The organism is Pseudomonas sp. GW821-FHT02A11 (genome assembly GCF_059421985.1).
On record NZ_JBWKWB010000010.1, the window covers coordinates 26,333 to 46,911 of the forward strand.

The following is a 20,579-nucleotide window of genomic DNA, read 5'->3' on the forward strand; positions in this document are numbered from 1 at the left end:
GGCTGATGATGTTAGGCCTGTTCCGGCGTGACGTCCTTGCGGGGCGCCTTAAATGTTCTTAAAGCCTCTGGCTCGGGCTTTTTGGCGTCGCGGGCTTATTAACCATTCAGAACATTTAAGACTGTGAAAAGGACTTTAAGGCAGGGTCCCAGCAGACTCCACAGACCGTCCCCTGTGATCTGGAGAGTCCGGAATGAACGCAATCGACCCGTCACTTTTTCGCTCGCTGCTGGCGTCCATTCGTGCGTTGCCTGGCAGCGAACAGATCGTGCTCGAACAGATGGTGCGCGAGCTGTCGTCACGCCTGTCTTCGGACAACGAGCCCGAGCAGATCCAGACCCCGACTGAAAAGGTCGCGCTGTCGCCCTGGCAGGAGCGGCGCGCCAAGGAGCTGATGTCCAGCCAGATGGACAAGGGCTTGTCGATTGCCCAGGTGGCGAGTGAGTGTTCTTTGTCGCGCAGCCACTTTTCCCGGGCCTTCAAGAAGAACACCGGCCTGTCGCCTCGGGACTGGTACCTGCAGATGCGTCTGGACAAGGCCAAGGGCTTGCTCAGCGAGTCGGCGCTGACCATTTCCCAGATCAGCCTGGATTGCGGTTTTGCCGATCAATCGCATTTCACCCGGGTATTCACCCGCGTGGTCGGCGTCACGCCGTTCAACTGGCGCCGCTCCATGGTGCCTGCGTTGGCCCGTTGCGCAGGGTGAGCCTGCCGGGCGTGCATTGACGCCCATAGCGCAGCACAAGGGTTCAATGCTCAGAGGGACTTGTGGTGTATACCTGCGCAGGTATATTGACTCAGGCCGTCCTGCCCGTGCCTGGACCGCACACCGAATTTCCTCTCGCCCATCCGGAACCGATCCATGAATCGCAATGACCTGCGCCGCGTCGACATGAACCTTTTGGTGATTTTTGAAGCGTTGATGTTCGAACGGAATCTGACACGAGTTGCCGAGAAGCTGTTCATGGGCCAGCCGGCGATCAGCGCGGCGCTGGCGCGTCTGCGTGACCTGTTCGATGACCCGTTGCTGCTGCGCAACGGCCGCGCCATGGAGCCCACCGCCCGCGCGCTGGACATTCTGCGGGAGCTGCAGCCGGCGCTGGACACCATCTCCGGGGCGGTGAGCCGGGCCAAGGAATTCGATCCGGCCACCAGTTGCGACGTGTTTCGCATCGGCCTGTCCGACGATGCCGAGTTCGGCCTGTTCCCGCCGTTGCTCAGCCGCCTGCGTGAAGAGGCGCCGGGCATCATCGTCGTGGTGCGCCGCGCCAATTACCTGTTGATGCCATCGTTGCTCGCGTCAGGGGAAATCTCCGTCGGCATCAGCTACACCACCGAATTGCCCGCCAACGCCAAGCGCAAGAAACTGCGCGACATCACGGTGAAAGTGCTGCGTGGCGACAAACGTCCGGGCGAGCTGACGCTGGATGATTACTGCGAGCGGCCACACACCATGGTGTCGTTCTCGGGTGACCTGAGCGGCAACATCGACCTGGACCTGGCCAAGGTCGGCCGGGCGAGAAGGGTGGTGGTGGCGGTGCCGCAGTTCAGTGGCTTGCGGGCGCTGCTGGCAGGCACCGAATTGATCGCGACCGTTCCGGATTACGCTGCGTGCGCTTTGGTCGAAGGCTGCGCCCTGCGCGCCGAAGACCCGCCATTCCCGATCCAGCCGGCCGAGCTGTCGATGGTCTGGAGCGGCGTCCACGATAACGACCCGGCCGAGCGTTGGCTGCGTTCGCGGATTACCGAATTCATGTCTCAAGAGACACGGCCGATGCCGCATTCGCCATTGTCGTAACTTCCGGAAGCTCTCCCAGGTATTGGGTCGAGCCTCTATTCTGCGAACCCCGCAGTACGCGTAGGAGACGTCGCAGGTTACGACGGCAGCGAACGCGGTGTGTCAGACAACTTAGCAGACACTGACCCACCGCTTTCGCCAGCAAGCCGGCTCCCAAAGTTGATCTCAGTGTTCATAGCAGACTACTGCTCCTCAATCCGAATCACCTCATCGGTCACCTCTTCCAACTGCCGCACCACCTGATAGATATGCGCCACCGCCAGCAAGGTCGGGCGGGGGATGTATTTGCCGGGTTTGACCTTGTACAACGTGCGCGCCAGCCAGATGCTTTGCACCACCGGGATGCCGGCTTTCTTCGCCCGGGCAATCAGCGCCAGCGCGTCGTCGTCTTCGCCTTTGCAGTGGATCTGCGGCAGTGGCGTCTGCCCCGGCCGGTAGTACAGCGCCACGGCGTAGTGGGTCGGGTTGACCACCAGCATGTCGGCGTCTTCCACCGGTTTGGGCGGCGCGGTGGGGGCCTGATTCAACAGTTCGTGTGCCAGTTGCCGACGATGGCCTTTGACGTGAGGGTCGCCCTCGGACTGCTTGTATTCCTTCTTGATGTCCTCATGGCTCATGCGCAGTTTCTTGGCGTGGAAGTATTTCTGCAGGGCGAAATCCACCATCCCGATTACCAGCAACAGGCCAAGGGTAGCGCGCAGGATGTGACGAAACAGCTGCAACAGCGAATGCCAGTAGGTGGTCAGGTCGGTGTTGGACAGCAGAATCAACGCCCCCAATGACGGCTTGACCACGACGTACAAGGTCGCGGCGATCGCCACGGCCTTGAGCACGCTGAGCAGCAGGGTGGTCAGACTCTGGGCCGAGAACATCTGCTTGGCATGGGCAAAGGGGTTGAGCTTGTTGATGTCGATTTTCATTGCCTTGGGCGCGAACAGAAAACCGATCTGCACCCAGCTGCCCACCAGACGCATGAGCATGGCCATGCCGACGCTGCAGAGGATGAAACCGACCAGCACGCTCATGCCCTCGCTGGCGACCTGCTCAAGGGTGTGCAGGTAGGGCTTGCCGATGCCGCTGAACGACAGCGACAACAGGTGCAGCAGGCGCGCGACGCTTTCATCGGCCAAACCCAGGGTGATTTCGCTGACCACCAGCAGCACCAGCAGTTTGCTCAAATCCTGACTCTGGCCGACCTGGCCTTTTTCTCGGGCGTCGCGCAGCTGCTTGGGCGTGGCCTTTTCTGTTTTTTCACTCATGGGGCTTGTTCTTCGCTCATGGCTGCGACATCAGTTGCGTCAGCAGGTGCTTGAGGTCGGCCAGTTGCAGGATCTGCCCGTTACCCAGCTCCAGCAGGGTCGGCAGGTAAATCAACAGAAAGGCAATGCCTGCCATGCTCTTGGCCGGCATCGCCAGAATCGACACGTTCAGTTGCTGGGCGTACAGCCCGATGATCGCCAGCGCTGCCTCGATCAACAGCAGCAGGCCAATGAACGGCGCGGCGTAAAGCATCATGTGCTGCAGGGTCTGGTTGAGCTGTTCGAGAAAGACGTTCAGGCCATCGACGGTCATGCCCGGCACCCAGGCGGTCGGCGGCCAGATCTGGTAACTGTCCCAGATCACCTGGGTGATCAGCGACAGGCCGCCAGAGAGGATCACCAGCATGATCAGCGTCTCCTGGAACAGCTCGCCCAATGGCGTCGCATCGGGGCCCAGCGCCGGGTTGAGTTGCCCGCCGCTCAACGCGCCGCGCTGACTGTCGAGCAGGGCGCCCACCGAAGCGAACATCCAGAACGGCGCGTACAGCAACAGCCCCAGCAACGTGCCGAGCACGGCCTCCTTGAGCAGCAGCGCGCCGATGGAAAACCAGTCGTTTTCGAACGACGACAGTGCGCGGCTGATGGCCGGTGCCGGAACCATCGACACCACCAGCACCACCGCATAACGCAGCGGGCCCTTGAGGTATTTGAAGCAGAAGGCCGGGACCAGAATCATGCACGGCAGCAGTCGCGCTGCGGCCAGCCCCATGCCCAGCATCAGTTCGAACAGGCTCTGCGCGTCGAAGGGCATCTAGTGCATGCCCCCGGAGCGGGCGATGAGATCGAACGACATGTTGATGAACTGGATCAGCTCCACGCCGATCCAGCGCCCGGTCATGGCCAAAGTCAGGCCGACCGCGGCCAGCTTGATGCCGAAAGGCAAGGTCTGGTCCTGAACCTGCATCAGGGCCTGCACCAGCGAGGTGATCACGCCCACCAATACCGCCACGCCCAGCGGCGGCGCGGTGAGGATCACCACCAGAAACATGCCTTGTTTGAACAACGCCAACGCTTCCATGACCGCCTCACATATACGAATAGAAGAGGCTGTCGAGCAGGCGCGTCCAGCCTTGCACCAGGACGAACAGCAACAGTTTGAGCGGCAAGGAAATGGTCATCGGCGAGACCATTTGCATGCCCAGCGCCAGCAGCAGGTTGGAGACGATCAGGTCGATGACGATGAACGGGATGTAGATCAGAAAGCCGATCTGAAACCCGGCCTGCAGCTCCGACAGCACGAACGCCGGCACCGCCAGCAGCAGGTCGTCCTTGGTGGCCTGATCGGCCATGTCCTTGGGCCACATGCGCTGGGTGTTTTCCAGCAGGTGGGCGCTGACATCGGGGTCGGTATTGCGGGTCATGAAGCGCTGCAACGGCTCGATGATGGTGTTGGCGCTGGCCTGCAGTTTGTCGGTGCTGCCCATTTCCAGCGGGTGTTCGTGGACCCGCTGCTGGATTTCATGAGCCACCGGGGCCATGACAAACATCGTCGCCGCCAGGGCGATGCCGTACATGGCCATGTTCGGTGGCACCTGCTGCACGCCGATGGCGTTGCGGGTGATCAGCAGGGTCATGGCGATTTTCAGGAACGCCGTGCAGACGATCAGCAGAAACGGAATCAACGACAGGGCGCCGAGAAACAGCGCCAACAGCACCGGGTTCATCCCGTCCATGATCATGCGGGCGACGCCATGCGGGTGATCTGCAGGCCCAGGCGGCCATCGACATCGACCAGTTCACCTTCCGCCACCACCCGCTCGCCGTGACACAAGGTGGCGAAGCCGGGGGTGACGCCGCTGACTTCCAACACCGTGCCCGCTGCGACCCGACGCAGGTCGCCCAGGGTCAGGTTGAGGCTGCCGCAGCGCAGGGTCAGGGCCACGGGCAGTTGATCCAGCGGGTCCAGTGTCTGGGGTTCGACTTCGGCCTGCTCAAATTCCGCCGATGCATCGTTTTGCGAGGGCCACTCGGAGTCATCTTCCTCGTGGTTCAGCGGTTGTTCGTAGTCCTCTTCATAGCCTTGCGACGGCTCGAACTCATCGTCGGCCGAAGTCTCCAGCTCTTCGTCGTAGAGCGCTTCATTGGTCATGTTCCCGTGCTTCCTCGTGGCTGAGCCGTACGTACAGCTGTCGGTCGTGGCTGTCGGTCTGCACGGCCCATTGCCGCGCGCCCAGTTGCAAGCGGCCGTTGCCGTGGCTGTCGAAATGACAAAGCGTCGGCAGCAGCACGTCGCCCGGTTGCAGCGAGGCCAGTTGCGCGAGGCTCAACGTCAGCTCGCCCAGTTCCAGCGGCGTGTCGATCGGCCATTGCTCATCGAGGCCCAGGCGATGGGCGACCCAGCCCGGGCCGTCCAGCAACCTCAGCAACACCTCGGCCTCGGCGCAGATCACGCCGTGCAGCACCTGATCACCCAGACGCAGCGTCAGCCGGCAGCTCAACGCAGCCCCATCGTCGACAGCCGACAATGCAGTGATATCGCTGAGTGGCTCCAGGGGCGAAAGCAGTTCCGCAATCGCCGGGCTGAATCGCTGATTGAGCACCTGCCAGTACCAGGGCTGGTGCTCGCCGGCGAGGGTGACGGGCAGATCGCCGAGCAGGCTGAGCAAGGCTTCGGCATCGCTCAGGCCGAACACACCGATGGCGCTGCTGAACCGATAAACAACAGGAGCAATGGCGTGGCTGTCGAGCTGCGGGCGCAGGGTCAGTTCGCCTTGCAAGCCTTGAGCAATGAAGGCCAGGCTCGCCCCCGCGCCAAGACGCCGACTGAACTGCGCCGCTGCTGCGCCGACCTTGCGCAGGTTCAGCGCGCTCATGCTGGCAGCGCCTCATGAAAGGTCAGGTCGACGTCATGCCCCAGCGCGTCTGCCAAGGCGCTTTCGCAGGCCCGCTTGTGAGGTTGCAGGCGCTTGAGCACGCCTCGGCGGGCGAAGGCCAGTTCGATGTTCCACTGGTTGTCACGCTTGTTGGCGCTGACCTGTACCTTGCCCAGATTGGGCATCAGCAGGGTGACGCTGAAGGGGCCATCCGGTTGCACGGGCAGGCGCTCGGCCAGCTCGTCGATCAACTGCGTAGGCACGTCTTCACTGGGTGGCGCCAAGTTCAAACCGCTGCCGCTGAAACCTGAGTGATCGGGTTCTTCGCTCACCGGCGGCACCAACAGTTGCGAGAAAAACAGGCCGTCGGCGTTCATGGCCTCGGTTTGCGTGGGTTGATTCCAGGAGGCGCGCAGGCGGTCCAGATCCAGTTTGCGCGGGGTGCCGAGGCCTGGGCGGTTGTCATTGGGGGCTGAGGCTTCTTGTGGAGTAGGGCGCGAGGCAGGTTGCGGTTGTGGACGGAGCGGGGTTTTGATCGGCGTGTTCATGGGCAATCAACCTTGTTCATTGAGGGCTTCGGCCAGGCAGGCCAGTTTTTCCACGGCGCGCTGGGCGGCTTTGGCGGCGTCGCGGGCTTGCTCCAGGCGTTGCTGCTGTGCATCGATGCCGAGCCGCTGCTGCTCGACGTCCTGACGGATATAGGCGAGCCGGTCGAGCATGCGGTTTTCCTTTTCATGCCAGCGGTCAAGGTCGTTCAGCGGCATGCTTTTATTGAGGTTGGCCTGGCTGAGCACCTGCCGCCGCTCACGCTGATTGACCCGCTCCTGGCTCAACGCATCGCGGGTTTGCTGCAGATGAACCTGCATGTCCTCCAGCGCCTGCTGCGCCTTGCGCTGCGCCCGTTCGGTACTGGCCTGACGGTGCTGACGCAGGGGTGTGAGCACGCCGATCACCTGTTCCATGGCCAGGCGTTGCGGGTCGGTTTCCAATTGTTCTTCCATTGCCAAACCTCTCGTTCGATTCAATGCCGTACCCGTTCAAATGGGGTGTCAGACCCTTCGCATTCGCGGCTGTCGCACGGCTCCGGCAGCTCCTACAGAGCCCGCGTTCGCCGCCGGGTTTCGCTCAACCCAAACCTGTGGGAGACGTCGGAGGTTACGACGGCAGCGATGGGCTCCCCCATGAGGTGACTGACACACCCACTACCTGTGGGAGCGAATTCATTCGCGATGCGGTGTTTCAGGCCATGAATCTGTGTCGCCTGGACCTGCCCCTGGCGAATGAATTCGCTCCCACAGATTTTGTGCACGTCCGGCAACGCCGCGGCCACTCTCACTCCGGCAGCTGCGACGTCAATTGCATCAACGCCTCTAGCGTTGTCTGCAGCGGCACCGGCTCGCGCAGGTCCTGGCGCAGAAACGCATTGATCGGCTCGTTCAGCTGCACTGCGCAGTCGGTTACCGGATCCCCGCCGGGCTGGTATTCGCCCAGGCGCAGTAGCATCTCCACCTGTTTGTAAGCGGCCATCAATCGGCGCAAGCGGTTGTTGGCCTGCTGGTGTTCGCGGCCGGTGACGTTGCTGAGAATCCGGCTGATGCTGGCCTGCACGTCGATGGCCGGGTAGTGCCCGCGTTCGGCCAGTTTGCGCGACAGCACGATGTGGCCGTCGAGCAGCGAGCGCACTTCGTCGGCGACGGGGTCGTTCATCGAGTCCTGTTCGATCAGCACGGTGTAGAGCGCGGTGATCGAGCCGGTTTCGCTCATCCCGGCGCGCTCCACCAGACGCGGCAGCAGGGTGTACACCGAAGGCGGCAGGCCCCCTCGTCCCAAGGGCTCGCCTGCGGCGATGCCGATCTCGCGCTGAGCGCGGGCAAAACGGGTCAGGGAATCGAGCAGCAACAGCACCTTCAGGCCCCGTTCGCGATAGGCCTCGGCAATGGCGGTGGCGGTAAACGCCGCGCGGGCGCGTTCCATGCTGGAGCGGTCTGAGGTGGCGCAGACCAGCACCGAGCGGCTGCGCAAGGTGGCGTCCAGTTCGTGATCGAGAAACTCGCGCAGCTCGCGACCCCGTTCGCCGATCAGCCCGAAAACAATCACGTCGCAATCCATGTTGCGCGCCAGCTCCGCCATCAGTGTTGTCTTGCCGCAACCGGCGCCGGCGAACAGTCCGACCCGCTGGCCTTCGCCCAACAGAATCGCGCTGTCGATGGCGCGCACGCCGGTGGGCAGGGCATTGGTGATGCGTGGACGTTGAGTCGGCGGCAGGGCGTCGGCGATGACCGGCAGGGTCACGCGACGATCACCGGGGCCGGCAAACGCACCTTGGGAATCCCCCAGCAACGGCCGGCCAAAACCGTCGAGTACGCTGCCCAGCAACCCGTCATCGACGCCAATGCGATGGGCCATGCCCAGAGGCCGAATAGGTGCGCCGACCTGAATCCCGTCCGGCGTGCCCAGGGCGCTGAGCAAGGTGCAGTCGCGGGTGAAACCGACGATTTCGGCGAGCATGGTGCTGCCATCAGCCTTGCTCACTTCGCACAGGTCACCGACCTTGGCCGCCGGAATCTGGCACTCCAGCAAAATGCCGCTGACCGCGCTCACCCGGCCGCTGACCTGCACGGCAGAGAAACTGCCCAGACGCCGGGCGTGGGCGGACTTCCATTGATCGAGGGCGGCGTTCACCAGCTCACCTCGTAGTGGCGTTCGCCATCGAACTGAATACGGTTGTCGTCGATACGGGTCAGGCGCAGGCCGCTCAGCTCATCGCCCACGTACAGACGATGACCGTCGGCGGTGACCAGATGCGCATGGGGGCCGGACATGATCTGCACGATGGTGAAGGGCAGGCCGTTGCTCGACGCTGTGACGTTGTCGATCAGCGCCACGGGCGAGTCGTAGCGATCCTTGAAGCGCTGCAGCATGCGCTGATAGACCAGCTGCGATTCGGCCTTGAGGTTGCCGCTCAGGGTCAGACCTTCCGGCGTCGCCTGCACGTCGACTTCGCTGAGCAAGCGTTCACTGAGCATGGTGTTGAGCTGGCGCCGGGTGTCTTCGGCGTTGGCCAGGTGAATGCGTTTGTGTGCAGGCGCGGCGGCCGTTTTGGCCTGGGTCGCAGGCGCCGAGATCGGTTGAGTCGCTGCGGCCGCCACAAGCGGTTCAGGTGCGCTGCTGCGGGTCAGGCTCCAGGCGCTGCCGGCAATCCCTAACAACACGCCGATGACAATGCCGGTGGTGCGATTGAGCAGGCGCGAACGCGATTCGACTTTTTCAAGTGGCGGCGCAGCGGGCGCAGGTTGCGGCTGCGGTTCGGGTTCCGGCGTAGCAGCAGGCGGCGGGATGATCGCCGGCAGCGAAGGCCAGGCATCGTCAGCCGCTGACACGCACAGCCACACCGAACCGAGCACGAATGCGCTGTTGGGCGTGAGTTCCGCGCTGGCGTGGCGATGACCTTCCTGATCGCCGATCTCGCCTTGCGCGGCGCTCATCACCCAACGCTCGCCCTCACGTTGCAGGCGGCAGTGCAGTTGCTCGACCCCCGGATCGTGCAGGGCCAGGTCCTGTTCGGCGTCCGAACCGATCACCCATTGATCGCCCACCAGAGGCAACGCAGCGCCCTGATGCAGGCCGGTCAATACCCGTAATTCAAACATGCGAGGCTCTCCAGCGACTCAAGCGGCGTACTCGTTATCCAGCGCATCGAGGTCTTCTTCCAGATCGAAACGACCGAGCACCTTGACCTGCGCGGCGTTATTGATTTCGGCGAAGGACAGCACCGGCACGTGGTAGAACTCTTCCTGCAACAGGGTGCGCAAGGGGCTGCGCAAATCCTGAGCCACCAGCAGAACCGCACGTTCGCTGGTGCGCACGGGGAACGCGATATGCAGCTGCTGCACCAGCAACTGGCTGGTTTCGTTGTCCAGGGCGAAGAAGGTTTCGGTCTGGGTCTGGCGCAGGCCGTCGCGCAAAATGCCCTCGCTTTCCGGGGTCAGCACCCAGACCAACAGGCCCTCGGCGCCGCAATACTGGTGATAGATCTGCGACTTCAGGGCGATGCGCACGTAGTCGGCGAGCACTGTCACTTCGCGTTCGTGCTGGCCGTGTTCGATGAGGGTCTCGGCAATCAGGCGTATCGCCCGCAGGGGCACGCACTCGGAGGCCAGACGCTGCAACACCGCCGAGAAACGCGCCAGCGGCAGCACCCGTTGCATCTCCTGAGCGAGCTCCGGTTGTTCGCTTTCGAGCCAGCCGAGAATCGCCTTGGTCTCCTGCAAGCCGATGAACTGCGGCCCGCAGGACTGCAGGGCGCGCTCCATGCGCTCGATGATCAGGGTCATGGCATCGACCCGTTCGACTTCATGGTCCTGCAACTGCGGATCGTCCACGGGCAGCCACAGCCACTGGCCTTCCTGGCGCTCGAGGCTGCCGAACACCGCGCTGTCCGGGGACGCCTCGATCAGGCGCGCATCGACCGCGACGTGGCTTTGAGTGAAGGTGGCCTTGAGCAGCGGCACTTCGTAGACCGAAAAACGAAACTCGTCCGGTTGCAGGTGTTCGGCCTGTTCGATGATGAACGAAGGCAGGGTCAGGCCGTACTGCACCACCAGACGGTTGCGCCGCTGGCGGATTTCACTGACCAGCGATTCGATCTGCGCCGGGTTCTGGCTGGGGTGAAACTGCAGCACGAACTGGCGGCTGGGAGAGAACGTGCGCAGGTCTTCGCGGCCATTCATTTCGGGCGCCACGGCCACGGCCTGCACCTGTTCGGCCCGGGGTTTGGCCCGCTGCAACTGCAACAGCCCACCGGTGCCGCAGATGATCGAGATGACGATGAACACCGCCGTCGGCATGCCGGGCAGCGCGGCGAACCCGAGCATCGCCACCGCCGCGATGATCCACGCCTTGGGCTGGCTGGTGATCTGCTCGGCGATCTGCCGGCCGATGTTGGCTTCGGCGCGTTCTTCATCCGGCACCCGGGTGATGATCATGCCGCAGGTGACCGAGATCAGCAGCGCGGGAATCTGCGCGATCAGGCCGTCGCCGATGGTCAGCACGGTGTAGACCTGCAAGGCGTCGCCGGCGCTCATGTTGTGCTGCACGACGCCTATGGCGATGCCACCGATCATGTTGATGGCGACGATGATCAGGCTGGCGATGGCGTCGCCGTTGACGAACTTCATCGCCCCGTCCATGGCGCCGAACAGCTGGCTTTCCTTGCCCAGCTCGGCGCGGCGGCGCCGGGCTTCATGCACGCTGATCAGGTTGGCGCGCAAGTCGCTGTCGATGGACATCTGCTTGCCGGGCATGGCATCGAGGGTGAAGCGCGCGCCCACTTCCGCAACCCGCTCCGAGCCCTTGGTAATCACCAGAAAGTTGACCACGGTGAGGATCAGGAAAATCACCATGCCCACCGCCAGATTGCCGCCCACCACGAACTGGCCGAAGGCTTCGACGATGTGCCCGGCGTCCTGATTGAGCAGGATCAGCCGCGTGGTCGAGATCGACAGCGCCAGGCGAAACATCGTGGTCAGCAACAACACCGCCGGAAAGGTCGAGAACGCCAGCGGCCGTGGCAGGTGCATGGCGAGCATGATCAGCAGGCAGGAAATACAGATGTTGATGGCGATCAACACGTCCACCAAGCCGGTGGGCAGGGGCGTGATCATCATGAACACGATGGCGATGACCACGAAGGCGCCGACGATTTCCGAGCGACGCATGGCCGCCAGCGCGAGCTGGTTGAGCAGGTTGATGACACGATCCATCAGGCGATGCCCCCCTGGGACGGGTTCTGTTCCAGCCGAGTCAGCTCGGCCATGAGGATGAGCAGGTTGCCCAGCGCGTTCTGGCGGCTCTTCATGTCGCGCCAGAGCAGGATCGGCAGTTGCTGCAGCATCGGCCGCAGACCGTTGAGAAAAGCCAGTTGATGCTTGAGCTGTTTGCCGCCGATGTGCTGGGTCAGTTGCAGGGTTTCGTTGAGGCTCATGCCTTTGCCCGAAAGGGCCAGCAGGTGTTTGAGAAAGGACGCCGGATCGACCTGCAGGCCGGGGTTCTTGCTGCGCATGCGCCCCAGCAAGTGCTCGCAGCTTTGCAGCAGCGTGGCCACATGGCGCGCGGTGTTGAGGCCATGCATCAGGGTGCGCAATTGCTGGGGTGACGTCGAAGGGGTGAGGGCCGAGAGGTCGTCGGCGATCGCGCTGCGCATGTCGCGCAGGTTGAGCTCGAATTCGCCGGTTTCTTCGCGCTCGCTGAGCAATGCGTCGATCAGCCCGATGATGTTCTGCTGACCCGCCACGGCCACGCCATACAGGTTACGCAGGGCGCCGCGGCGTTTGCTGTCGATTCCGGATTTGGAGAAGGCCTTCGCGCTGTTGATGCCCGCACGGGCCCGTTGACCGTACTTGCGTCGCAGCAGTTTCAGTTGCTGGGTCAGCACCACATGCTCGCCGGTGGCGCCATCGCTCTGGGCCTGTTTTCTGGCCGCCTGCAACACCACATGGGCCTTGGCCGGGTCGCCGTCGCTGTAGCTCATGATCTGCGCCAGGCTGGCGGCGCGCTGTTTGAGCAAAAGCTTGCGCAGGTTGCGCGCGGCATCGTCCAGGCCGGTGTCTTCCGAGCCCATCAGTTGCTGATACAGCTCACCGAGCTTCACCGCCCGCGACTGCAAGGCATTGCCGCTGGCAATGAGTTCGCGCTGCCCCAGGCTGCGGCTCTGCTGCACCAGGGCTGCGGCAAAACGCGACACCTGCTGCGGCGACGTGCCGTTCAGATTCGGCGCGTTGGTGCGCGGCGGTGTGATCGGTACGGCCGTGTTTTTCGCAGGCGACAGCGCCGCATTGCTGGATGCAGTGGGCAACGCCTGGGGAGCGGGGGCGGCGATCTTCATAGGACGGTTCTGAGCGGGGTCATGGGCTCTGAGTGGCCGCACCGTTCAAACGGTTCCATGCGTGTCCTGCACCCGAAGATCTGTGCCAAAAACCGTTTGCGAATCAGTGTCCTCGCGCAAGATTTTGCACAAGGGCTCGCTCGATAAAATTAAATAACGTTACAAATCATATAGATAGGAGATTATTTTTGCTGGCATGCATATCGCTATAGGGCTAACACACTTCAAACAAGGAAGAGCCCTGATGTTTCCAAGCCTTGCGATCCTCGACATTGAACCTGCAAACCGCCGCCAGCCGATCCAGGGGATCCGGCAGATGTCCAGCGATCAGGTGAAGATGATTCGTGCCTTTATCCAGAAGCGGGTGATGAACCCGGACGATGTCGACGACATCTTGCAATGCACGTTTCTGGAGGCGCTACGCAGTGAGCACAAGTTCCAGAACGCCAGCAAACCGCAGACGTGGCTGTGCGGGATCGCGCTGAATCTGATCCGCAATCACTTTCGCAAAATGTATCGCCAGCCCTATCAGGAAAGCTGGGAAGACCACACCCATTCCGAACCCGACAGCCACGGCGACATCGGCCATCAGGTGGACGGCCATCGGCAATTGGTCAGGGTCGTGAAAGCCATCGGCACGCTGCCATCGAACATGCAGCGGGTGATCGAGGTGTCTCTGGAGATGGACGGTAATTATCAGGAGACGGCGATGTCGCTGGGAGTGCCGATCGGCACGGTGCGTTCGCGTCTGTCCCGGGCAAGGGAGCAATTGAAACGTCAGATGGACCCGTTCGCTTGAGGCCGATTCAGCTCAGGCAGGCTCGGGGTTGGCCGAGCGCAGCCGAAACGGCAGGACCGTTTCAGATGTGCTCGGAGACGGTGGCTGCGTTGACCAGGTCGTACAGGGCGAAAGCGCGGTTGACCAGGAAAACGGTCACGGCGGTGAGGGCAACGGCGTTGATCAGATGGATGGTCATGTCGGTAGTCCTGTGCGAGTCAGCGATGGGGAGCAGGTGATGGGGCGATGTTACGCGAGGCCCGAAAAACCTGAAGACAATCGCCTTCATGGTGGTCATCAACGGGAATGATGGAGGCAAGCGCGGGCTCTGGGATGGGGGTTTCAGCGTCGTAGTTGATCTGCCGTGGGAGCGAATTCATTCGCGAGAGGCCGGTACAGCCGACACATGTGTATCGTCTGCGGCCTTTTTCGCGAATAAATTCGCTCCCACAGGTAAGTGGCGCCGCTGAGGCCGGGTGCATGCAGATCAAGCAATGCGATTATTCATTCTGCGCATTTGAAACAACCTGAAACATTTCCCGGAACCGACTCGCCCCTCGAACCACACAGTTGCCATCCTTCAACTCCCGGATGGCGACTCCCATGCGTATTTCGAACAGCCCGTTCAGCGGTATCGCACCTCAACCCGACAGCGGCGATTCGGTCGCGCAATCGCCTTTGAGCAACGCAGCCTCGAATACCCCCAAAATGCCGCCGGGCCAAGGCGGTGTGGCCCATTTCAACGTGCAGTTTGGTGCCACGGCAGCGCAGCCTTCGGCCAATACCGAGGCCACTGAAAAGCAGCTGCTGTCTTTGCTGACGCAACTCACCCAGCTGTTCAAGGGCAACGCGCAGACGCTGGCCAATGCAACGCAAACGCCGACTCCACCTGGCAATACGCCGACGCAGGCCCCAGTCTCAACCGCCAAACCCACGGCCGTGAACGACGTCAGCACCCCCACGCCGACCGACGCCAGCAAAGCCGCCGAGCCACCCAAGGCCAGCGAAGCGAGCTTTCTCGACGACTCGACTTACTCCTCGCCCAAGGAGCTGGAACGCTGGGCGCCGATGGTCGCCAACCTGCCGCCCGATCAGCGTGAACAGGCCGCCAAGGAGCTGAACCGGCCTATCGCTGCCGCACGTATGGCCGCCGAGAAGGGCCCCGATGCGGCCAAGGCCATGGATTACATCAACGCCAACCCGGCGCTGAAAACCGCCGTGGACACTGGAAAGCACGGTGGCAAAGCCGACGGCAAGATCACCGATGGCGACCTGAAAGCCTTCGCCAAGAACATGCAGAAGGCCGCCGACAGCGCCGACAAAGACATTTCCAACTACCAGAAAGACCACCCGGACGCCGACCCGCAATCGCTGGAACTGGTGCGCAGCGCCGCCCTCATGCGCGCCAACGAACCCCTGACCAAGGCGGCCGACCCCAAGCACGCCGTGGGCGCCGGCGGCAAGACCAAGGTCGATGGCCTGACCAGCGCCGATGGCCTCAAGGCCATCCAGGACGACAACCCGGGCCTCGCCGGGCCACTCAAGCAAGCCGCGAAAACCTGGTCGCAACCGGGCTTTCTCACGCAGATCGATCAGGGCGGGCTGGAGGGCCGATCATTGGCTGCTCACAGCCCGGACAAGCTGTTCAGCGCCAGCAATATCAGCGACTGGATCAAGAAACAGGCCCCCACCAACGGCGGTGAATTCGCCAGCGTGCTGAGTGATGCAGCGACCCTCAATTCGGTGGCCAATACCGACATCAGCAAGCTGGGCAAGGACGTGTTCGACAACCCGGCGGCCTACAGCGGCGAGCAAAAGGCTGCGGTGATGGTCAAGCTGCAGCAGACCCAGCAGAGCGTCGTCGCCGGGCATGACCTGCGCAAGACCGAGAAAACCGAAGACGCGTTGAACGAGAAAATCGCTCAACTGCAAGCCGACCCGGACGTGCAGGCGTTTCTCGACAAGCAGATCCCGCAGCAGTCCAGGGCGTTGGTGGGCAGCACGCCGTCGCTGCAAAAAGCCGTCAACCAGCAGATGCAAAAGGTCAACAGCGGCCAGGCGTTGCAGGCTGACCTCAACAGCGCCGATAAGGCCACCAGCAAGGACAAACCCAACGCTGATTACAGCAGCGCCATCGGCGGGTTGTCGGCGCAACTGCAGATGCAGAAAGACTTGCTCGGCCCGGATGCCAACGTGCCGACCGCGCAGCAGGTGCTGGGGCAGCGGCCGGACTTGCAGGGCAAGGTCCGGGACTCTTACGTGCGCAACTTCAGCGAAGGCGGCGCGGTCAAGCAGCTGCTCAACCAGAAGAAAGCCGATGGCGAACAGGCCCTCAACAGCGCCGATGCACAGAAGGCCGCCTACGACAGCGTGCTGCCCGAAGACTTTGTCCAGGGGCAGCAGTCGAACTACGTGCAGTCCACCTTCGCTCAGCTGCAGGACTCGAAGACCGGGCGAAAGCTGCTGGAAAACGCCAAGGGCGACAAGGACCATGCGCCGTCCGTGGCCGCTCAGATCGCCTCGAACATGGGACCGGCGGCGTTGCAGTCGGTGATGGGCTTCGCTTCGGTCTCCGACATGCTCGCCCGTGGTGACAAGACCGACGCGGCAAAAACCATCTACGACAGCACCAAATCCGGGCTTTCGGCCGCCAAGCAGGGCTATGACGCGGTGGCCAAATCCGCTGGCCGTGCAGGGCTGGGCGAAGTGGCGGCCAAGGTCGGTGGGCGCGTGGCAGGCATGGTGGTCGGTGAAGCCGCGGGCATGGCCGCAGGGGCTGCGATCGGTGCATCGATTCCGGTGGTCGGCTGGATCGCCGACGCCGCCATGAGCCTGGGTTTTGGCATCTCGGCCATCATCGAGGCAGTGAAAAAACACAAGGCGCAGAAAGCCTTCGACCACAACGTCGACCCGGTCCTGGACCAGTTCGGCATTCCCAAGGCCCACTGATTCATCCCCCCTGAGCCCAAAGAGGTAAACGATCATGAGTATCGGTGTTTCGTCGCTTCGTCCGTTGCAGGACCTCAGCACGCCCGCGGACTTCTCGTCCCTGAGCGGCAAATCCGGGCAACACAATGCGTTAGGCGGTCACGGCAGTGGCAATCAGGCCATTGACCCGAGCACCTTGCTGTTCGCCAACCCGGCACAGCAGTCCCAAGTCAACTTCGCGCCCCCCAACAGCCAGGACCCGCAGGTCAACGCCAGCAATGTGCTGTCCGGCGATAACCAGACCAGCATGGTCCAGCAGATCATGAGCCTGCTGATGGAGCTGATGCAGATGCTCATGCAGAACAACCCCAACCAGCCCAACGCCCAGAACCTGGCGGCACAGAACGGTAATGGCGGCGGTGGCGGTGGCGGCGTCGAGGGCGCAGGCGGTGGAGGCGAGGGCGGTGGCAGCCCTGGCGCGACGTCAAATGCCGGCGCGCCCACCAGCCATGCAGCCAGCGGCGTGAGCGATGACACCTCGTTGAGCGGCTCGGGCGATCTGCACCTGCCCAGGCAGCTTGAGCCTTACCGCAACGACATCATGGACGCCTCCCAGGCCACCGGCGTGCCGGCCAACATCCTCGCCGGACAGATCTGGGCCGAGTCCCGCGGCCAGCTGGGCCAGGACACCACCAACGTCAATGGCAAGACCGACGCAGGCCTGATGCAGGTCAACGCCGACACCTTCGCCGGTCTGAAGAAGGAAAACCCAGACCTGCTGGGCAACGCCGACGTGAACAACGTCCATGACAACATCATGGCCGGGGCCCTGTACATGCGCGATCAGCATCAAGCCTTCGGCGATTGGGGCTCAGCCTTGCGCGCCTACAATTCCGGCCCCGACAAGGTGAGCAAGGGTGACCTGTCCAACGCTGGCGGCGTGGGCGATCCGAACTACGTCAACAACGTGATGAACTTCGCCAAAATCATTGAGAGCGGGCAGGGGCAACTGCCGGCCTGACCTGTGTCCATCTTCAGAGTGCCCGGCTGACAGGCGATGTCGGTCCGGGCTGTCCCACGTCTTCAAGAGGTTTCAACTGTGAATGGAATTCAAAGAACGCCACAAGGCGCAACACCGGCGGACCTGTCGCCCGCCATCTCGATTCATGAGACCGACGCTGGCCACGGCGCCGAAGCGGTCGGCGCGCTGACCCCGGCTGCGGTGCAGAACGACGTCACCCTGATTGCCGACTACCTCAAACAACATGTGTTTGCCGACCACCGACAGGCACTCAAGGCCATCCCCCGCGATGCCAGCCCGGCGCAGCGCGCAGAAATCGATCAGCACAACGACCGTGCGACCCGGAACAATCGCCAGCTCGATGCCATCGCCGACAGCCGAGCGCGGGTCTTGCAGCGCGAGGGCGAAACCCACGGTGACATCGCCGAGACTCTGGCCAAGGCCGAGAAATTCGATCGCCTGGCCGCCCGTACCTCCAGCGCGCTTCGCGCCACCCCGTTTGCCGCCGCCACGGTGTTGCAGTACATGGAGCCTGCGATCAACAAGGGCGACTGGTTGCCAGCGCCGTTGAAACCGCTGACGCCGCTGATTTCCGGCGCCTTGTCCGGGGCGATGGATCAGGTCGGCACCGGGGTGATGAACCGCGTGACCGCCGACACGCAATACCTCAAGGCCGCGCCGGAAAAGCTTCACGACGCCATGGCCGAATCCCTTAAACGCCAGGCGCCGGGGCTGACGCAACAGAGCCTGGACATGGGTGGCGCGATTCAGAGCTACACGGCGCGCAACGTGCTGCGTGCCGTGGTGGCGACCCCGTTGGCGGGGCATCCCAAGGCCCAGGCGGCGGTCGACACGGGCATCGCCGCCTTGGGTGGCCTGGCGGCCAACGCGGCATTCGCCAGCCGCATGCAGAACACCGAGCGCCGCGATCATCAGCGCGGTGGCGCCTACGTGTTCGGCCGCAAGGACGCCGACGCCAAGCCACTGGACGAGGAAACCGAATGGCTTGAGGCCTATCGGGGAATAAAGAACGCCAGTTACAGCGGCGCGGCACTCAACGCTGGCAAACGCCTGGCCGGGATGCCTATCGACATCCTCACCGACGGCAGCAAGGCCGTGCGCAGCCTGGTGTCGGCCAGCAGCCTGACTCAGAACGGCCTGGCCCTGGCGGGCGGTTTTGCGGGGGTTGGCAAGTTGCAGGAACTGGCGACAAAACACCTCAGCAACCCCTACGCCAAGACCGCCGTCAGCCAGCTCACCAACGCGGTCGCCTCATCGGCCGTATTCGCTGGCTGGACGACTGCAGGCGTGGTCACCGACCCTGCCACACGAGCTGCGGAAGACCTGCTGCAGAACGGCGTCAAAGGCGCGGCCTCTGCAACGGCGTCGTTCGTCGGCACCAAAACAGCACAAGGCGCTCGGGCGGTTGCGCAAACAGCTGCCGACGGCATCGACGCCGCAGTCACCACCGGCGCGGCGTTACGCGCCCAGTACGACACCCACGTGCGACGTCGCGAGCGCAATGCTGACGACGACGCCATGAACCTGGCGTAAGGATCTGTTGCGCAATTTCTACCCAATCTGGCGTCTCCCGTTGCAGACGGGGACGCTGGCTCATTCCTGTAATGCCTTCCCGTGTCGTTAAATCAATTACTTACACGCTGTTTATATGCCGCAGGGCTTAGTTGAGTAAGGCATGCACTTATAAGCCGCAGTGCTAAACGCAGTATTGTTGCGGAAACGCGATCAATGTTTGTAAGTTCGCACATGTTGTCACTTGCACAATTGTGCTTTTATTTGCACCTTCCGAACTAACCGGCGCGCGCTCACTCGAAACTTTCGGTAGCGTATGAGCCTGCCATTGGGCGGGTAGTCCTATGCCATCGGGCGATGCCGGAGAAAACGGTCTATCCTGAGCAAGTGCGGGCAGTTGCTTTTGCAATGCACTATCTGGTTCATCTTCGCCTGCTGGCTGTTCTGGCCCTCTGTAGTTATCAGGAAAGTACGCTCGCGCTCATTGCGAAGTGCGATGTTTTCATTGTCGAGGAAGGCAACTCGCCGGGCATCTTGCTCGCATCGACCGACATGACACGTGGAGCAATTGGTTATGAAGAGACAACTGATGATGGGCCTCACGGTTTCCGTGTTGGCGCTGGGTGTGTCCGCTGCTTATGCGGCTTCAGATGTGGATCAAGGCAAGACAGTTGCAGAATATGGCTCCGAAAAGGTAGGGCCGAACAAGACGGCTTCCGATGGAGCCGATCATGTGGGGGCCAACGCTACGGCATCCGATGGCACTGATCATGTAGGCGCGAATGCCACGGCCTCTGATGGTTCTGATCGCGTCGGTGTCAATCGCGTAGCGGCTGATGGCGCAGATCGTGTAGGCGCCAATCGCGTTGCGGCTGATGGCGCAGATCGCGTCGGAGCTAATCGCGTAGCGGCTGATGGCGCAGATCGCGTCGGTGCCAATCGTGTTGCTGCTGATGGCGCGGATCGCGTCGGTGCCAATCGCGTAGCGGCTGATGGCGCGGATCGCGTGGGTGCCAATCGTGTCGCAGCTGATGGCGCGGATCGCGTCGGTGCTAATCGCGTAGCGGCTGATGGCGCAGATCGCGTCGGTGCCAATCGCGTAGCGGCGGATGGCGCGGATCGAGTAGGTGCCAATCGTGTCGCAGCCGATGGCGCAGACCACGTGGGTGCCAACGCAGTAGCAGCCGATGGCGCGGATCGAGTAGGTGCCAACCGCGTAGCGTCCGATGGCGCTGATCATGTCGGCGCAAACGCTGTCGCCGCCAACGGCCAGCCTGAACGCGGCTTGGCCTCCGATGGCGCTGACAAGGCTGGCGCTGGGCGTCTGGCTGAACAGAGCAAACAGCTGGACCACATGAACTTCCGCGAAGTGGCCGGCGAAATGGACTACGAGCGCCTCACTCACTAGCGCTCACGCAAGTCACATCCCAAGCGATCACCCCTTACCCGGATGATCGCTTTTTTGTTGTTACACCCCTAGTCGACCCATGCCAGACAGGCATGCCC

At 62.7% G+C, this 20,579-nt stretch carries 19 protein-coding genes; 6 read left to right on the forward strand and 13 right to left on the reverse strand.

Features of this window, described 5'->3' with window-relative positions; all coding sequences use genetic code 11:
* The first annotated feature begins 193 nt into the window (after window positions 1–193).
* Window positions 194–706 carry a helix-turn-helix domain-containing protein gene (locus tag AC07V9_RS15955; RefSeq protein ID WP_495016637.1) on the forward strand — a complete coding sequence of 171 codons (513 nt, stop codon included), beginning with the start codon at window positions 194–196 and terminating at the stop codon, window positions 704–706.
* Between the two features lie 156 nt (window positions 707–862).
* Window positions 863–1,798: a LysR family transcriptional regulator gene (locus AC07V9_RS15960; RefSeq protein ID WP_495016638.1), complete on the forward strand. Its 936-nt coding sequence runs from the start codon at window positions 863–865 to the stop codon at window positions 1,796–1,798.
* 182 nt (window positions 1,799–1,980) lie between these two features.
* Here AC07V9_RS15960 and sctU read toward each other — a convergent pair whose 3' ends face one another.
* The 12 genes from sctU to sctW all read right to left on the reverse strand — a co-directional run bounded on the left by sctU (window position 1,981) and on the right by sctW (window position 12,813).
* Window positions 1,981–3,057 carry a type III secretion system export apparatus subunit SctU gene (gene sctU / locus AC07V9_RS15965; RefSeq protein WP_495016639.1) on the reverse strand — a complete coding sequence of 359 codons (1,077 nt, stop codon included), beginning with the start codon at window positions 3,055–3,057 and terminating at the stop codon, window positions 1,981–1,983.
* A gap of 16 nt (window positions 3,058–3,073) precedes the next feature.
* Window positions 3,074–3,868, reverse strand: coding sequence for a type III secretion system export apparatus subunit SctT (gene sctT, locus AC07V9_RS15970; RefSeq protein ID WP_495016640.1), 795 nt, complete (start codon window positions 3,866–3,868; stop codon window positions 3,074–3,076).
* On the reverse strand, window positions 3,869–4,135 hold the full coding sequence (gene sctS, locus AC07V9_RS15975) for a type III secretion system export apparatus subunit SctS (protein WP_495016641.1): 267 nt from the start codon (window positions 4,133–4,135) through the stop codon (window positions 3,869–3,871).
* A 7-nt stretch (window positions 4,136–4,142) separates the two neighbouring features.
* Window positions 4,143–4,796 carry a type III secretion system export apparatus subunit SctR gene (sctR, locus tag AC07V9_RS15980; RefSeq protein ID WP_495016642.1) on the reverse strand — a complete coding sequence of 218 codons (654 nt, stop codon included), beginning with the start codon at window positions 4,794–4,796 and terminating at the stop codon, window positions 4,143–4,145.
* A complete protein-coding gene (locus tag AC07V9_RS15985) occupies window positions 4,793–5,206 on the reverse strand; it encodes a FliM/FliN family flagellar motor switch protein (protein WP_495016643.1) in 414 nt (137 codons plus the stop codon). Before AC07V9_RS15985 ends, sctR begins: the two co-directional genes overlap by 4 nt.
* Window positions 5,196–5,930, reverse strand: coding sequence for a type III secretion system protein (locus AC07V9_RS15990; protein ID WP_495016644.1), 735 nt, complete (start codon window positions 5,928–5,930; stop codon window positions 5,196–5,198). The genes AC07V9_RS15985 and AC07V9_RS15990 overlap by 11 nt, the downstream gene beginning before the upstream one ends.
* Window positions 5,927–6,478, reverse strand: coding sequence for a type III secretion system HrpP C-terminal domain-containing protein (locus tag AC07V9_RS15995; protein WP_495016645.1), 552 nt, complete (start codon window positions 6,476–6,478; stop codon window positions 5,927–5,929). Before AC07V9_RS15995 ends, AC07V9_RS15990 begins: the two co-directional genes overlap by 4 nt.
* Before the next feature lie 6 nt (window positions 6,479–6,484).
* A complete protein-coding gene (locus AC07V9_RS16000; protein WP_495016646.1) occupies window positions 6,485–6,931 on the reverse strand; it encodes a type III secretion protein in 447 nt (148 codons plus the stop codon).
* Between the two features lie 331 nt (window positions 6,932–7,262).
* On the reverse strand, window positions 7,263–8,612 hold the full coding sequence (locus AC07V9_RS16005; protein WP_495016647.1) for a FliI/YscN family ATPase: 1,350 nt from the start codon (window positions 8,610–8,612) through the stop codon (window positions 7,263–7,265).
* Window positions 8,609–9,580: a type III secretion system inner membrane ring subunit SctD gene (gene sctD, locus AC07V9_RS16010; RefSeq protein ID WP_495016648.1), complete on the reverse strand. Its 972-nt coding sequence runs from the start codon at window positions 9,578–9,580 to the stop codon at window positions 8,609–8,611. Before sctD ends, AC07V9_RS16005 begins: the two co-directional genes overlap by 4 nt.
* Window positions 9,581–9,598: 18 nt before the next feature.
* Window positions 9,599–11,692: a type III secretion system export apparatus subunit SctV gene (gene sctV, locus AC07V9_RS16015; RefSeq protein WP_495016649.1), complete on the reverse strand. Its 2,094-nt coding sequence runs from the start codon at window positions 11,690–11,692 to the stop codon at window positions 9,599–9,601.
* Complete coding sequence (gene sctW, locus AC07V9_RS16020) at window positions 11,692–12,813, reverse strand: type III secretion system gatekeeper subunit SctW (protein ID WP_495016650.1); 1,122 nt, start codon at window positions 12,811–12,813, stop codon at window positions 11,692–11,694. Before sctW ends, sctV begins: the two co-directional genes overlap by 1 nt.
* A 244-nt stretch (window positions 12,814–13,057) precedes the next feature.
* On the opposite strand from sctW, the gene AC07V9_RS16025 reads away from it, so the two are divergent.
* The 4 genes from AC07V9_RS16025 to AC07V9_RS16040 all read left to right on the forward strand — a co-directional run bounded on the left by AC07V9_RS16025 (window position 13,058) and on the right by AC07V9_RS16040 (window position 19,094).
* Complete coding sequence (locus tag AC07V9_RS16025) at window positions 13,058–13,612, forward strand: RNA polymerase sigma factor (protein WP_495016651.1); 555 nt, start codon at window positions 13,058–13,060, stop codon at window positions 13,610–13,612.
* A gap of 582 nt (window positions 13,613–14,194) precedes the next feature.
* Window positions 14,195–16,540, forward strand: a complete 2,346-nt coding sequence (locus AC07V9_RS16030; RefSeq protein ID WP_495016652.1) for a type III effector HrpK domain-containing protein — start codon at window positions 14,195–14,197, stop codon at window positions 16,538–16,540.
* Window positions 16,541–16,574: 34 nt separating this feature from the next.
* A complete protein-coding gene (locus AC07V9_RS16035; RefSeq protein WP_495016653.1) occupies window positions 16,575–17,540 on the forward strand; it encodes a transglycosylase SLT domain-containing protein in 966 nt (321 codons plus the stop codon).
* Window positions 17,541–17,618: 78 nt separating this feature from the next.
* Window positions 17,619–19,094, forward strand: a complete 1,476-nt coding sequence (locus AC07V9_RS16040) for a type III effector (protein WP_495016654.1) — start codon at window positions 17,619–17,621, stop codon at window positions 19,092–19,094.
* Window positions 19,095–19,719: 625 nt separating this feature from the next.
* Here the strand turns inward: AC07V9_RS16040 and AC07V9_RS16045 are convergent.
* Entirely contained in the window at window positions 19,720–20,478 is a 759-nt protein-coding gene (locus tag AC07V9_RS16045) for a hypothetical protein (RefSeq protein ID WP_495016655.1), read from the reverse strand.
* Between the last annotated feature and the right edge of the window lie 101 nt (window positions 20,479–20,579).

Bases quoted from the DNA above. Each gene is read 5' to 3' on its own strand.
- AC07V9_RS15955 (WP_495016637.1), top strand. From the start codon at position 194: ATGAACGCAATCGACCCGTCACTTTTTCGCTCGCTGCTGGCGTCCATT.
- AC07V9_RS15960 (WP_495016638.1), top strand. From the start codon at position 863: ATGAATCGCAATGACCTGCGCCGCGTCGACATGAACCTTTTGGTGATT.
- sctU (WP_495016639.1), bottom strand. From the start codon at position 3,057: ATGAGTGAAAAAACAGAAAAGGCCACGCCCAAGCAGCTGCGCGACGCC.
- sctT (WP_495016640.1), bottom strand. From the start codon at position 3,868: ATGCCCTTCGACGCGCAGAGCCTGTTCGAACTGATGCTGGGCATGGGG.
- sctS (WP_495016641.1), bottom strand. From the start codon at position 4,135: ATGGAAGCGTTGGCGTTGTTCAAACAAGGCATGTTTCTGGTGGTGATC.
- sctR (WP_495016642.1), bottom strand. From the start codon at position 4,796: ATGATCATGGACGGGATGAACCCGGTGCTGTTGGCGCTGTTTCTCGGC.
- AC07V9_RS15985 (WP_495016643.1), bottom strand. From the start codon at position 5,206: ATGACCAATGAAGCGCTCTACGACGAAGAGCTGGAGACTTCGGCCGAC.
- AC07V9_RS15990 (WP_495016644.1), bottom strand. From the start codon at position 5,930: ATGAGCGCGCTGAACCTGCGCAAGGTCGGCGCAGCAGCGGCGCAGTTC.
- AC07V9_RS15995 (WP_495016645.1), bottom strand. From the start codon at position 6,478: ATGAACACGCCGATCAAAACCCCGCTCCGTCCACAACCGCAACCTGCC.
- AC07V9_RS16000 (WP_495016646.1), bottom strand. From the start codon at position 6,931: ATGGAAGAACAATTGGAAACCGACCCGCAACGCCTGGCCATGGAACAG.
- sctD (WP_495016648.1), bottom strand. From the start codon at position 9,580: ATGTTTGAATTACGGGTATTGACCGGCCTGCATCAGGGCGCTGCGTTG.
- sctV (WP_495016649.1), bottom strand. From the start codon at position 11,692: ATGGATCGTGTCATCAACCTGCTCAACCAGCTCGCGCTGGCGGCCATG.
- sctW (WP_495016650.1), bottom strand. From the start codon at position 12,813: ATGAAGATCGCCGCCCCCGCTCCCCAGGCGTTGCCCACTGCATCCAGC.
- AC07V9_RS16025 (WP_495016651.1), top strand. From the start codon at position 13,058: ATGTTTCCAAGCCTTGCGATCCTCGACATTGAACCTGCAAACCGCCGC.
- AC07V9_RS16030 (WP_495016652.1), top strand. From the start codon at position 14,195: ATGCGTATTTCGAACAGCCCGTTCAGCGGTATCGCACCTCAACCCGAC.
- AC07V9_RS16035 (WP_495016653.1), top strand. From the start codon at position 16,575: ATGAGTATCGGTGTTTCGTCGCTTCGTCCGTTGCAGGACCTCAGCACG.